Below are 13986 nucleotides of genomic sequence, written 5' to 3'. Positions count from 1 at the left end.
CCATGAACGTCCACCTGCACTGGTTCCTGCCGACCGGCGGCGACGGCCGCACCCTCGTCGACCGGCACGCCTACACCGACGGCGGCATCACGCGTTCCCGGGTCACCCCGGTGAGCGGCGTGCGCGCGCCCGACATCGAGTATCTGGCCCAGATCGCCAAGGCCGCCGAGCAGTTGGGGTTCGAGGCGGTCCTCACGCCGACCGGCACGTGGTGCGAGGACGCCTGGCTGACGACCGTCGCCCTCGCCCAGCACACCGAACGGCTGAAGTTCCTCGTCGCCTTCCGCCCCGGCGTGCTCTCCCCGGTGCTCGCCGCGCAGATGGCGGCCACGTACCAGCGCATCACCCGCGGCCGGCTGCTGCTCAACGTGGTCACCGGCGGCGACTCGACGGAACAGCGGCGGTTCGGCGACCACTTGGACCACGACCGCCGCTACGCCCGCACCGACGAGTTCCTCTCGGTCGTACGCGGGGCGTGGAGCGGCCGGCCGTTCGACTTCGCCGGCGAGCACTACCAGGTGGAGGGCGGGCTGACCGCGCTGCCGCCGGACCCCCTGCCGGAGATCTTCTTCGGCGGCTCGTCGGCGGCGGCGGGGCCGGTCGCGGCGCGGCACACGGATGTCTACCTGACCTGGGGCGAGCCGCCGGAGCAGGTCGAGCAGAAGATCAACTGGATTCGCGGGCTCGCCGAGAAGGAGGGGCGCACGGTCCGCTTCGGCATCCGTCTGCACACCATCTCGCGCGACTCGGCCGCCGAGGCGTGGGCGACCGCGAACCGGCTGCTCGACGACCTCGATCCGGACACCGTCGCCGCCGCGCAGGAGGCGCTCGGGCGCAGCGAGTCGGTGGGCCAGCAGCGCATGCTCGCGCTGCACGGCGGTTCCCGCGACAAGCTGGAGATCTCCCCGAACCTGTGGGCCGGTGTCGGCCTGGTGCGCGGTGGGGCCGGCACGGCGCTGGTCGGCGCCCATGCCGATGTCGCCGACCGGATCGAGGAGTACCACGCGCTCGGCGTCGAACACTTCGTGCTGTCGGGCTATCCGCACCTGGAGGAGGCGTACTGGTTCGGTGAGGGCGTCATTCCGGAGCTGGCCGCGCGCGGGCTGCTGTCGCGGATTCCCGCCTCACCGCTCGCGGGCGTACCGGCGTCGAACGGCCGTCCGGCGTCCGCTCCGGGCGGGGCTCCCTTGCTGGTGGCGGGGGGCCGCTGAGCCCGGCCGTCCCGCCCGCGGGATCTCACACCTCCCGCCGGGAAGATCCCGAACCCCGATGAAGTTAGTAGAAGCGTGAACGACATCGGGGTACGAGACGCGGCCCTCCCAGCGGCGGTCCAGGACGTGGACGTGGTCGTCATCGGCGCCGGACAGGCGGGACTGTCCGGCGCCTACCACCTGCGCCGGGTCGGCTTCGAGCCGGACCGGGACTTCGTGGTCCTCGACCACGCGCCCCGGCCCGGCGGCGCCTGGCAGTTCCGGTGGCCCTCCCTGACGTACGGGAAGGTGCACGGCATGCACGCGCTCCCCGGCATGGAGCTGACCGGCGCGGACCCCGCCCGCCCGTCGTCGGAGGTCATCGGGGAGTACTTCGAGGAGTACGAACACCGCTTCGACCTGCGCGTGCGGCGCCCCGTCGACGTGTACCGGGTCCGGGAGGACGACTCCGGCTCCGGCTCCGGCCCCGGCGAGGACGGGCGTCTGCTCGTCGAGACGTCGGCCGGCACCTGGTCCACGCGCGCGCTGATCAACGCGACGGGCACCTGGGACCGCCCGTTCTGGCCGCGCTACCCCGGCCAGGAGACCTTCCGGGGGCGGCAGTTGCACACGGCGATCTATCCGGGTCCCGAGGCGTTCCGGGGGCAGCGGGTCGTGGTCGTGGGCGGCGGGGCGTCCGGCACGCAGCACCTGATGGAGATCGCCCCCTACGCCGCGTCGACGACCTGGGTCACCCGGCGGCCCCCGGTCTTCCGGGAAGGTCCGTTCGACGAGAACTGGGGCCGGGCGGCCGTCGCCATGGTCGAGGAGCGGGTGCGCCAGGGCCTGCCGCCGCAGAGCGTGGTCTCCGTGACGGGGCTGCCGGTGAACGACGCGATCCGGCAGGCCAGGGCGGACGGCGTGCTCGACCGGCTGCCGATGTTCGACCGGGTCACGCCGGCCGGGGTGGCGTGGGACGACGGGCGCCGCGTGGACGCGGACGTCATCCTGTGGGCGACGGGTTTCCGCCCGGCGATCGAGCACCTCGCGCCCCTGCGGCTGCGCGAGGCAGGCGGTGGCGTGCGTCTCGCGGGCACCCGGGCCGCGGCCGACCCGCGCGTACACCTTGTGGGGTACGGGCCTTCGGCCAGCACGATCGGCGCCAACCGGGCGGGCCGTGCGGCGGTCCGCGACATCCAGCGGTTGCTGGCGGGGGCGCCTGCCGCGGTGTGAACCGGCGGTGTCCTCGCCGTCGCGGATGGCGGATGGCGGATGGTGGATGGTGGATGGCGGGTGGCTGCGGCGATCAGTGTCGGGGTGCGTGATCCGGGTCAGGGCGCGGCGACGTTGACCAGGCTCTTGTACGGGAGGTAACGCGGCACGGCGGGCAGGGTGGGGGCCGGGGTGACCCCCTCCAAGCTGTCGATCATCATGGCCAGTTCGACGGTGCCGCCGCCCTCGTTGAAACGCCGCCAGGAGGCGAGGTCCGCCCACTCCGCGTGGTTGAGCACTCGCCGGCCGTCCTTGCTCGTATGGAAGTGCGCGGCCAGCAACCCCGGCGGCCGGGTCCGCTCCAGGATGCCGATGACTCCGTCGACGAACGCGCGCTGGCTGTCCGGGCCCTCGGTCTCGAACATGGGCGTGACCAGCGCGCCGGGGTCCCGGTCCGCGCCCTCGTCGGGCGCATAGCTGCGGTAGATCGCGTAGCGCACCTCGCCGGGCCGCTCGATGCCCAGCACCATGCGGTCGACCTTGCCCCTGTCCTCAGCGCTCTTGGCCGCCCGTGTCCACCGGCGGTAGGAGTCGTCGTCCGTCCATTGCGCGTAGTTGAGGACCTCACGGCCGTTCTCGCTGAGGAACGTGGTGAACGAGAGCATGCCCGCCGGGCGTTCCTGCTGCTCCCACTCCTCGATCACGAGGTCCGCGGCCTGCTTCTGGACCCCTGGGGCCGGCAGCGTCCAGGAGCTGACGAGGATCGTCCCGGCGTCCGCGCGCCGGACGTCGGGGAAGGCACGTGATATCGGTGCGGCCACGGTCGGCTCCTCTGCATACTGAGCGGTATGGTCGGTGAAAAGCGTTGTACCTGAACCACGGTTGAGGTCAAGGCGAAGCCGGCCCGGCGGCCGAAAGGAACCCCCCTCTGGCCTCCTGCTACTTCGCCCTGTTGAACTCCCCCACGTTCTTCTGGTGTTCCTCGAAGCTCGCCGTGAAACGTGTGTCCCCCGGCTTCACGGTCACGAAGTACAGCCAGTCCCCCGGGGTCGGATTGGTGGCCGCCCGCATCGCCTCCTCGCCGGGATTGCTGATCGGCGTGGGCGGCAGCCCCATGCGCGCGTAGGTGTTGTACGGGCTTTTGATCTGCGTGTCGCGTTCGCTGGTCGCCAGGGTGGAACGGTTGAGCGCGTAGTTGATGGTGGAGTCCATCTGCAGCGGCATCCCCCGGTCGAGACGGTTCTGGATGACCCGGGCGACCTTGCCCATGTCCTCCTTGGAGCCCGCCTCTGCCTCGATCATGCTCGCAATGGTGACGGTCTGGTAGCCGTTTGCGGCATTTTGGTCGGCGCCCGCCGTGACCTGGCCCCCGCCGAACTTCTGCTGGGCCGTATTCACCATGTACGACAGCACGGAGGCAGGCGTCGACCGGGAATCGATCGGATACGTCGCCGGGAACAGATAGCCCTCGGGGTTGCCGTGGGCGTCCCGGGGAAGTTTGAGCCCGGCCTTCGGGAGGGCCTTCTTCGTGGTGCCCTTGGGCACCCCGAGGGCCTTGTCCACGGCCGCGTACACCTGACCCGAACGCCACCCTTCCGGGATGGTCAGGGTCTGCGGCTTCGCGTCGTCGTCAGGAAGCAGCAGCGGCACCGTCACGGCGGTGACCGCAGCGGCGGCTCCGGTCGCGATCAGGGCGATCTTGCCCCGCCGCGTCAGTCGAATCGTGCCCCGTCGCGGAATCTTGGTCTGCATGGAGGCACGGTAACCCGCAAATGCCTATATTCCGGACATATCTTTATGTCGCGGGCTCCAGTTGGGCCTCCCTGCGGACGAGGGCCGCGTAACGGCCGTCCCGCGCGATGAGCTCCTCGTGGGTGCCGCGCTCCGCGGTGCGTCCGGCGTCCAGGACGACGATCTGGTCGGCGCCGCGGACAGTGGAGAGCCGGTGGGCGATGGTGAGGGTGGTCCGGTCGGCGGACAGGGCGTCGATGGCTTCCTGGACCGCTCGCTCCGTGCCGTTGTCCAGGGCGCTGGTCGCCTCGTCGAGGATGAGGACCGGCGGGTCGCGCAGGATGGTGCGGGCGATGGCGAGGCGCTGCTTCTCGCCGCCGGAGAAGCGGTGCCCGCGCTCGCCGACCACGGTGTCGTACCCCTCCGGGAGGGAGGCGATGTGGTCGTGGATCTGGGCGGCGCTCGCGGCGGCGACAAGCTCCTCGTCGGTGGCGTCCGGCTTGGCGAAGCGGAGGTTCTCGGCGACCGAGGCGTGGAAGAGGTACGTCTCCTGGGAGACCACGCCGACGGCGCGCGCCAGGGTGTCGAAGTCGAGGTCGCGCACGTCGACCCCGTCGAGGGTGACACGGCCGCCCGTGACGTCGTAGAGACGGGGGACGAGGTGGCTCAGGGTCGACTTGCCGGAGCCGGTGGGTCCGACCACGGCGAGGCTGCCGCCCGCGGGTATCGCGATGTCGATGTCCTGGAGCGTGGGGGCCGACTTCTCGTCGTAGCGGAACTCGACGCTCTCGAAGCGGACCTCGCCCTTGATCCTTTCGAGGCGCACCGGCTTCTCGGGCTCGGTGATGTCGATCGGCAGGTCGAGGTACTCGAAGATGCGCTGGAAGAGCGCGAGCGACGTCTGGATCTGCACACCGGTGGAGAGCAGGCTGACCGTCGGCCTGAACAGTCCCTGCTGGAGCGAGACGAAGGCGACGAGCGTGCCGATCGAGACGGTCGGGCCGCCCAGCTGGAAGGCGAGGCCTGCGGTCCAGTAGATGACGGCGGGCATCGCGGCCATGACGATCGAGATCACGGACATGCGCCAGCGGCCCGCCATGTTCGACCGGATCTCCAGGTCCACCAGCTGCTCGGACTCGTCGGCGAAGGACTTGGTCAGGGAGTCGGCGCGCCCCATGGTCCGGCCGAGCAGGATGCCGCTCACGGAGAGGGACTCGGTGACCGTCGCCGCCATCACGGCCATCTGCTTCTGGCGCTGCGTGGCGATCTTCTTGCGTTCGCGGCCGACGCGCCGACTGATCCACACGAAGACGGGGAGCAGGAGCAGCGAGACGACGGTGAGCCGCCAGTCCAGGGCGAGCATGGCGACGATGGTCGCGATGACGCTGGTGAGGTTGGAGACCAGGGAGGTGGCGGTGGAGGTGACCGTCGCCTGCATGCCGCCGATGTCGTTGGCGATGCGGGACTGGACCTCGCCCGTGCGGGTGCGGGTGAAGAAGGCCAGGGACATGCTCTGCAGCCGGCCGTAGACCGCGGTGCGCAGGTCGTGCATGACGCGCTGCCCCACCGAGGTGCTGATCAAGGTCTGCAAGACGCCGAAGACGCTCGTGACGACCGCGCTGAGGATCATGCCGAGCGCGAGCAGGCTCAGCAGGCCCGTACGCCCCTCGGGCAGGGCGGTGTCGAGGATCTCCTTGAGCAGGAACGGGGTCGCCACCGAGACGAGCGAGGCGGCGCAGACCAGGAGGCCCACGATCGCGAGGCGGCCTCGGTAGGGACGGAAGAGGCGGAGGATGCGGCGCATCTGGCGCGGCTGCGGCTCCTCGCCGGGGGCAGAGGACTGCGGCGTCCAGGTGGGTTCGTCGTGGCGCATGGGCTCCTTCGGGATCTCGGACGACGATGACTCAGGGAGCATAGCTCACTGTTACCTATACTCACAATGCACAAGGTCCTGTTAAAGTTCCCGCATGAACACCCCGGACCCCGACGGCCTGCTCGCCGAACAGTTGCTGCGGCTCACCCGCAGGCTGCAGCGGATCCAGAAGCGCCATCTGGTGCCGATCGGTATCACGCCCGCCCAGTCCCGCCTGCTGCGCACCCTCGCGCACTACGAGACCCCGCCGCGCATGGCCGACCTCGCCGAGCGCCTCGAAGTCGTCCCCCGCGCCGTCACCACCCTGGTCGACGGCCTGGAGTCCGCCGATCTCGTACGACGCGCGCCCGACCCCACCAACCGCCGGGTGATCCGCATCGAGCTCACTGACGCCGGCCTCAAGGCGCTCGGCGAGCTGCGCAGCGCGCGCCGCACCGCCGCGGAGGACATCCTGGCTCCGTTGGACTCCGAGCAGCGCGCCCAGCTGGGCGTGCTCCTCAACGCCCTGTTCGACGTGCCGGACGTCCGCCGCTGCTGAGGCCTCCGGTCCGCCGGGCACGACCGTCCGCACCGCCGGGCACCACCGTCCGCAGCGCCGAGCACCACCGCCGGGTACGCGACCACCGGTACGCCACCGCAACCGCCGAGGAGAGCTCATGCCGCTGCTGAAGCCCGAGCCGGACGCCCTGCGCCCCGGTGCCGCGTCGCGCGTCCAGGGCCCGTCGCACGATCGCGTGCCCGACCGGCGGGCCGCCGGCACCCCGGAGCCGCTGCGTTCCGGTCTGACCGCGCTGCTCGGCGCGGACAAGGTCCTGACGAAGGTCTCCGACCTGGTGCGGTACGCCTCGGACGCCAGCCCCTACCGCTTCGTGCCGCAGGTCGTGGTCGTCGCCGAGGACATCGACGACGTGTCGGCCGTCCTGTCGTACGCGCGCGGCAAAGGCCGGGACGTCGTCTTCCGCGCGGCGGGCACCTCCCTCAACGGCCAGGCGCAGGGCGAGGACATCCTGGTCGACGTCCGCAAGCACTGGTCGGGCGTGGAGGTGCTCGGCGGCGGCGAGCGGGCCCGGATCGGCCCGGGCACGACGGTGCTGCGGGCCAATGCCACGCTCGCCCGGTTCGGCCGGGTGCTCGGCCCCGACCCGGCCAGCGCGATCGCCTGCACCGTCGGCGGCGTCGTCGCGAACAACGCGTCGGGCATGACCGCGGGCACCACCCGCAACTCCTACCGCACCGTGGCGTCACTGACCTTCGTCCTGCCCTCCGGCACCGTCGTGGACACCGCGTCCCCGGACGCCGACGACCAACTGGCGCACGCGGAACCGGAGCTGTGCGAGGGTCTGCTGGCGATCAAGCGTGAGATCGAGGCAGACCCCGCGCTGGTGGCCCGCATCCGCGCCAAGTACGCGATCAAGAACACCAACGGCTACCGCCTCGACGCCTTCCTCGACGGCACGACCCCCGTGCAGATCCTGCGCGGTCTGATGGTCGGTTCCGAGGGGACCTTCGGCTTCATCTCGGAGGTCGTCTTCGACACGCTGCCGTTGGACCGGCACACGAGCACCGCCCTGCTGTTCTTCCCCTCGCTGCCCGCGGCGGCGGCCGCTGTGCCGTTGTTCAACGCGGCCGGTGCGCTCGCCGTCGAGCTGATGGACGGCAACACGCTACGCGCGTCGGTGAGCGTCCAGGGCGTGCCCGCCGACTGGGCAGGGCTCCCGAAGTCGACCGCGGCACTCCTGGTGGAGTTCCGCGCTCCGGACCGGGCCGCACAGGACGCGTACGAGGCGGCCGCCGCCAAGGCTCTCGACGGGCTCGAACTGGTCGCGCCCGTGGCCTCGGTGACCAACACCTTCACGCGCGACGCCAAGACCATCGGCGGCTACTGGAAGGCGCGGAAGGCCTTCGTCGCCGCGGTCGGCGGCTCCCGCCCCTCCGGGACGACGCTGATCACCGAGGACTTCGCCGTACCTCCGGGGCGGCTCGCCGAGGCCTGCGAGGCCCTGCTCGACCTCCAGACGCGGCACGGCTTCGACGCGGCCGTCGCGGGCCACGCCGCGCACGGCAACCTCCACTTCCTGCTCGCCTTCGACGCCGCGGTCCCCGCCGACGTGGAGCGGTACGCAGCCTTCATGGACGCGTTCTGCCGACTGACCGTCGAGCGTTTCGACGGCTCGCTGAAGGCCGAACACGCCACGGGCCGCAACATCGCCCCGTTCCTGGAGCTGGAGTGGGGCCCGAAGGCGACGGAGTTGATGTGGCGCACGAAACAGGTCATCGACCCGGACGGCGTCCTCGCCCCGCGCATCGTCCTCGACCGTGACCCGAAGGCCCATCTGCGCGGCCTCAAGACCATCCCGAAGGTGGAGCTCATCGCCGACCCGTGCATCGAGTGCGGCTTCTGCGAACCGACCTGCCCCAGCGAGGACGTGACCACGACGCCGCGCCAGCGCATCGTGCTGCGCCGCGAGATGATGCGCCAGCCGGAAGGGTCCCCGGTCGAGGACGGCCTGGTGGCGGCGTACGGCTACGACGCCGTGGACACCTGCGCCGGCGACTCCACCTGCCGCATCGCCTGCCCGGTCGGGATCGACACGGGCGCCCTGATGAAGGACTTCCGGCACGCCCGGCACTCGCCCCGCGAGGAGAAGGCGGCAGCGCTCGCCGCGAGGAACTTCAAGGCGGTCGAGACCTCCGCGCGGCTCGCGGTGGCCGCCGCCGACCGGATCAGCGACCGGCTGCTCACGGCGGTGACGCGCACCGCGCGCAAGGCGGTCCGCCCCGACCTCGTCCCGGAGTGGCTGCCCCAGATCCCCGCGGCCGCAGCGCGCAGGCTGCCGCGCACCGCGCGGGTGGACGCCACCGCCGTCTACTACCCGGCCTGCGTCAACCGCATCTTCGGGGGCCCGGGCGACCGCTCCCTGCCCCAGGCGGTGGTGGCCGTCGCCGCGCGCGCGGGCAGGCCGGTCTGGATCCCGGACGACGTCGCGGGGACGTGCTGCGCCACGATCTGGCACTCCAAGGGGTACGAGGCGGGGAACAGGGTCATGGCCAACCGCATCGTCGAGGCGGCCTGGGGCTGGACCGCCGGCGGCCGCCTGCCCCTCGTCGTCGACGCGTCTTCCTGCACGCTCGGCATCGCGCACGAGGTCGTGCCCTATCTGACCCCGGACAACCGCGCACTGCACCGGGAGCTGACCGTCGTCGACTCGATCGTCTGGGCCGCCGACGAGCTGCTCCCCCGCCTCACGGTGCGCCGGACGATCGGTTCCGCCGTGCTCCACCCCACCTGTTCCATGCAGCACTTGGGCGACGAGGGGCACCTGCGCGCCGTCGCCGAGGCCTGCGCCGACGAGGTGGTCGTCCCGGACGACGCGGGATGCTGCGCCTTCGCGGGCGACCGCGGCATGCTCCACAAGGAACTCACGGAGTCGGCCACGCGCAAGGAGGCCGCGGAGGTCACCTCCCGCCCCTTCGACGCACACCTCTCGGCCAACCGCATGTGCGAGGTCGGCATGGACCACGCGACGGGCCGCGGCTACTACTCCGTACTCCTGGAACTGGAGCGTGCGACGCGGCCGTAGGGCTCCGCCGGGCGGTAAGAACCCCGTCCGGCGCGGACCAGGACGTCCCCGACGAACACAGGATGTCCCCGACGAACAGAGGCGGCAAGCCTTTCGCGTCACGACGAGAAGTCCAACTCCTCGGCCACTTCGGCCTCTTGCGCACCGGCCCTCCCCCCATCAGGGTGGCTTCCGCCCCAGTGGTAGAGACCAGCCGCTCATAGCTACGGAGGTCCGATGCACGACGAGAACGCGACACCGACTCCCGACGCCACCCACCCCGACGACTCCGCCGAGGGCACGCGGGGAGACGGCCGCTCGCGCCGTGCGGTGCTCCGGACGGCGGGGCTCGCCGGCGCGGGTCTCGGGGTCGGCGCCCTCACGGGCGGGACGGCGCACGCCGACGCCCCCGCGACCGCCGACGCCACCACCGCCGCGGACGCCGCGGTGCCGGACACCGCCGAGACTCCCGCGCGCAAGGGCAAGACCATGATCGGCGTACCGTTCCAGCGGCGTTCCACGGTCCGGGTCGGGATCATCGGGCTCGGCAACCGCGGCGGCAGCATGATCGACCTGTTTCTCGCGATACCCGGCGTCCGGGTCGTGGCGCTGTGCGATCCGGTCAAGGAGAAGACCGCGGCCGCCGCGAAGAAGGTCACGGCAGCGGGCCAGCCCGCCCCGGCGACGTACACCAAGGGCGAGCACGACTTCGAGAACCTGTGCAAGCGCGGCGACATCGACTTCGTCTACGTGGCCTCGCCCTGGGACTTCCACTTCGAGATGGCAAAGTCGGCGATGCTGAACGGCAAGCACGTGGGCGTGGAGTGCCCCATCGCCCTGCGGCTGGACGAGCTGTGGGAGCTCGTGGACCTCTCCGAGCGCACCCGCAGACACTGCATGCAGCTGGAGAACTGCTGTTACGGCAAGAACGAGATGCGCGTCCTGCGGATGGCGCACGCGGGCAAGTTCGGCGATCTCCTGCACGGCGCGGGCGCCTACAACCACGACCTGCGCGGTCTGATGTTCGACCCCGACTACTACGAGGGGCCGTGGCGTCGTCTGTGGCACACCCGGCTGCGCGGCGATCTCTACCCCAACCACGGCTTCGGTCCCGTCGCCAACTACATGGACGTCAACCGCGGCGACCGCGTCACGCACATCTCCAGCTTCGGCACGCCCTCGCTCGGCCTCGCCGCGTACCGCAAGGCGCACATGCCCGCGGGCGACCCCAGTTGGAAGGAGACGTACATCGAGAGCGACCGCACGATCAGTCTCGTCCAGACGGCGAAGGGCCGGGTGATCCGCCTCGAACACGACGTGTCGACGCCCCACCCCTACAGCCGCATCAACAGCCTGGGCGGCACGCGCGGCGTCTTCGAGGACTACCCGGAGCGCATCTACATCGAGCCCGACCACACGAACGACGAGTGGGGCGACTTCACCCAGTACGCCGACTTCGACCACTGGCTCTGGAAGGAGCACGCGAATCCGCCCGGCGGACACGGCGGCATGGACTACATCATGATCTTCCGGCTGATGCAGACCATGCGGCTCGGCCTGGTGCCGGACTTCGACGTGTACGACGCCGCGACCTGGACCTCGCCCGTGCCGCTGAGCCATCTGTCGATCAAGGCGAAGGGCGCGCCGCAGGCGATCCCCGACTTCACCCGCGGCCTCTGGAAGAAGGCACGGCCCGGCATGGATTCGGAGAAGCCGGAGGAGGCGTAACGGGCCCGGCGACCGCGCGGCGCGTGGCTTGCGACGCGTGGCGTGCGGCCGCCGGAGTCTCCGTCCGTTGTCCCGGTCAACCGTCGGTCAGCAGCGCCGGCGGTCCTCGGTGAGGGTGCCTTGGACCGTGGCGAGGGTGCGGTCGTAGCAGCCCGTGTCGCCGATCAGGCGGTAGCGCTCGCGCGACGTACCCACGGCGTGGCGCTGGTCGCGCGGGGCGTTGGCCGTGTACGTCGCGTCGCCGTCGTAACGGTCGTCCCGCACCGACCAGTTGCCGCGCCGCCCACCACCGCCGCTCGCGTGGCTCGTGCGGCTTTCCGTGCGGTCGCCCAGCGCGATCTCGGTACGCAGCCGGTCACCGGATCCGAGGGTCGTCGTGCCGTCCATGCTGTACGTGCGGTCGGTGCGCACGGCCCGGCGGCCCGTCGTGACCGTCTCGCGGTCGGTCCATGTGGCCTTGAGCGCGTCCATCGCCTCGCCGTCGGTCCAACGGTGGACGGAGGTGGTGGCGAGCGTGCGGTTCACGGTCGTCGTCACGCGTCCGTGTGAGGTGTTCACGTACCCCGAGACGCTGAGCCGGTGACCGCCCGTCGTGTCCAAGCGGTGCGGATCCTGTCCGGAACCGGGCTTATACGTCGACTCGTTCACCGGCGCGCCCTCCTGGTGGCGGGTCAGCCGGCCCGTGACGTGCTCACTCTTCTCGTCCTGCCAGACCAGGACGTTGACCGGGGTGCTCCAGCCGGTCTGCGCCTCGGGGACACCGACGACGGAGACCTCCACCCGGTGCGGGCGCCCGTCGTTGAGGATGCCGGCGAAGGGCGTCAGGTCGTACTCGACGGGCTTGATGTCGAAGGCGCGGGGCCCGGGGATCACGTACCAGAGGAAGGGGTTGGACCAGCCACCGGTCCAGACGGTCGGGAACGGCGCGGCGATGCCCGCCAGTTGGCCGTCGACCGTGACCTGGATCTCGCGGTACGGCCCCTTGTCGGCCTTGCAGGAGTAGGGCGCGGCGTCCGGCACCGTCAGGTACCAGTACTCCTCGCAGCCGCCGCCGGAGCCGGTGGCGTACACCTCGGCGACGATGCGTTCGCTGTTGCGCGGGGTGGTGAGGGATGTGCGCTCCCCGAGCGGAATGACACGATCGGGCGTCGCCTGCGGCGTCGCGCCGCGCTTCTCCTGCGCGTAGAACGTCAGCGTCGCCTTGACGTCGATGATCCCGGTGTAGGTGTCGTCGACGACATTGCCGATGAGCATCTCCACCTGCTGGTTCCGGCTCAACGTCTCGCTGTAGCGGGTGACGTCCTTCGCCACGGACCAGGTGATGCCGTCGGCCGACGGCTCCGGGGTCGAGGTGCGGAAGACCTCGACACCACCGATGCGCAGGTAGCCGAGCCGGTCGTACTGCCGTCCCTTCACCTTTCCGTCCAGGCGCAGGACCACCTTGCCCCAGCGTCCGGCACCGCATTTCTTCGGAGGGGTGTAGGTGCCCTTGTACGGGGTGAAGTCCTTGAACTGGGCCTCCGCGACGGTCACTTCGCATGACTTGGTGTGCGGTCTCGACACCGGCGGGGCCGCGGTGACCGGATCGTGCCAGTCGGAACCGAATTCGGGCGGAGGCGTCGCGGCTGGGCGGGCGCCGTCGGTCGTGGAGCGATCGCCGGCACCGTCGGCCGTAGCCGGGCCTGCGCCGAGGAGAGTGCTCGCAGCGAGGGCCGCACCGGCGAGCATGGACATGACGCATCTTCTCATGGGGGATTTCTATGGGCAGTTCCCGATCACCGCAATGGTGCTGCGTGACGCTGCACGTACGTGTGGCGCTGCCCGGCGCTTCACTTCCACGTAGTGCCGCCCGACGCCGCACTCCCTCTTGGTGCTGCTCGACGGTTCACGCCCGCAGGTTCGCCTTGTCGCCCATCACCACGACCGGGTGCTGCTTCGGGTCAAGGGTGCGCAGCAGTGACTCCATGGCCGACTTGGACAGGCTGACGCAGCCCGACGTGCCGCTGCCGTGGTCCATGTGCAGCCAGATACTGCCGCCCTTTTCCTGGCCCTGTGGCCGGGTCGGGTCGTTCGGCGGCGTGCCCTTGGCGCGGTTGTAGTCGATGGCGATGACGTAGTCGAAGTCGTGCCAGTGCGTCTTGGGCCAGTAGTGCGGGGCCTGGATGGACGCCGACTTCGTGTACGGGAACTTGGCGCCCGGGTCCGCGAGGACCCCGCCCGCGTCGGTGAGCGTGAACACGCCGACCGGGCTGCGCTTGTCGTTCTCCCGGTGGTCAGTGGTCCAGCCCTTCTTGCCGTTGTGCGCGGGCCAGCTGCGGGCCTTCTCCCAGGTCTTGTCCTGGTCAGATGACTTCGTGTAGAGCACGACCGTCGAGTCGGCCGAGTCGACGCCGTCGCCGTAGACCGCGACCACCTGGCGGGAGTTCTCGGGGATCTTGGACTGCAAACCGTCGCCCACGTCCGGGATGCGCCGAAGATCAGCGGCGGCGGCACCCTTGCCGCTGCCCTGGGCGCCCTTGCCGTGACCGGCGTCGCCATCTCCGGAACCGTCGTCGTTCCCGCTCGCGCAGGACGTCAGAAGAACACCGCAGGCCGCTGCCGCGACCCCGATTCGCACCACACCGGCTATACGCATCCGCCCATGGTCGCACCTGGTCCGCGGTACTCCCGCGCGGCCCCACGACCCACGCCG

10 protein-coding genes are annotated in these 13986 nt (G+C 70.9%); 5 read left to right on the top strand and 5 right to left on the bottom strand.

Going from position 1 to position 13986, the window contains the following annotated elements; translation table 11 throughout:
• Nucleotides 1-2 precede the first annotated feature (2 nt).
• Entirely contained in the window at nucleotides 3-1211 is a 1209-nt protein-coding gene (locus tag ACFYO9_RS17135) for an LLM class flavin-dependent oxidoreductase (RefSeq protein WP_358775795.1), read from the top strand.
• Between the two features lie 75 nt (nucleotides 1212-1286).
• On the top strand, nucleotides 1287-2423 hold the full coding sequence (locus ACFYO9_RS17130; RefSeq protein WP_358775793.1) for an NAD(P)-binding domain-containing protein: 1137 nt from the start codon (nucleotides 1287-1289) through the stop codon (nucleotides 2421-2423).
• 98 nt (nucleotides 2424-2521) lie between these two features.
• Here the strand turns inward: ACFYO9_RS17130 and ACFYO9_RS17125 are convergent, their stop codons facing one another.
• The 3 genes from ACFYO9_RS17125 to ACFYO9_RS17115 all read right to left on the bottom strand — a co-directional run bounded on the left by ACFYO9_RS17125 (nucleotide 2522) and on the right by ACFYO9_RS17115 (nucleotide 6006).
• Nucleotides 2522-3223 carry an antibiotic biosynthesis monooxygenase gene (locus ACFYO9_RS17125; RefSeq protein WP_358775791.1) on the bottom strand — a complete coding sequence of 234 codons (702 nt, stop codon included), beginning with the start codon at nucleotides 3221-3223 and terminating at the stop codon, nucleotides 2522-2524.
• Nucleotides 3224-3341: 118 nt separating this feature from the next.
• Nucleotides 3342-4154: an endolytic transglycosylase MltG gene (gene mltG / locus ACFYO9_RS17120; RefSeq protein ID WP_358775789.1), complete on the bottom strand. Its 813-nt coding sequence runs from the start codon at nucleotides 4152-4154 to the stop codon at nucleotides 3342-3344.
• Nucleotides 4155-4197: 43 nt separating this feature from the next.
• A complete protein-coding gene (locus tag ACFYO9_RS17115; RefSeq protein ID WP_358775787.1) occupies nucleotides 4198-6006 on the bottom strand; it encodes an ABC transporter ATP-binding protein in 1809 nt (602 codons plus the stop codon).
• 94 nt (nucleotides 6007-6100) lie between these two features.
• Here ACFYO9_RS17115 and ACFYO9_RS17110 point away from each other — a divergent pair, with 94 nt between their 5' ends.
• The 3 genes from ACFYO9_RS17110 (at nucleotide 6101) to ACFYO9_RS17100 (ending at nucleotide 11294) form a co-directional block, all read left to right on the top strand.
• Nucleotides 6101-6544, top strand: coding sequence for a MarR family transcriptional regulator (locus ACFYO9_RS17110; RefSeq protein ID WP_355809498.1), 444 nt, complete (start codon nucleotides 6101-6103; stop codon nucleotides 6542-6544).
• A gap of 118 nt (nucleotides 6545-6662) precedes the next feature.
• Nucleotides 6663-9587 (top strand): FAD-binding and (Fe-S)-binding domain-containing protein, encoded by a 2925-nt coding sequence (locus tag ACFYO9_RS17105; protein WP_358775785.1) that lies wholly within the window; start codon nucleotides 6663-6665, stop codon nucleotides 9585-9587.
• 216 nt (nucleotides 9588-9803) lie between these two features.
• Nucleotides 9804-11294, top strand: coding sequence for a Gfo/Idh/MocA family oxidoreductase (locus ACFYO9_RS17100; RefSeq protein ID WP_358775783.1), 1491 nt, complete (start codon nucleotides 9804-9806; stop codon nucleotides 11292-11294).
• 87 nt (nucleotides 11295-11381) lie between these two features.
• On the opposite strand, the gene ACFYO9_RS17095 is transcribed toward ACFYO9_RS17100, so the two are convergent.
• Nucleotides 11382-13043: a peptide-N4-asparagine amidase gene (locus ACFYO9_RS17095; RefSeq protein WP_358775781.1), complete on the bottom strand. Its 1662-nt coding sequence runs from the start codon at nucleotides 13041-13043 to the stop codon at nucleotides 11382-11384.
• A gap of 136 nt (nucleotides 13044-13179) precedes the next feature.
• Nucleotides 13180-13929: a L,D-transpeptidase family protein gene (locus ACFYO9_RS17090; RefSeq protein ID WP_358775779.1), complete on the bottom strand. Its 750-nt coding sequence runs from the start codon at nucleotides 13927-13929 to the stop codon at nucleotides 13180-13182.
• Nucleotides 13930-13986 lie beyond the last annotated feature (57 nt).

Source organism: Streptomyces sp. NPDC005863, from assembly GCF_042871345.1.
Classification (GTDB): domain Bacteria; phylum Actinomycetota; class Actinomycetes; order Streptomycetales; family Streptomycetaceae; genus Streptomyces.
Note: the sequence above shows the minus strand (reverse complement) of the source record. Positions and strands in the feature narration are given on the sequence as shown.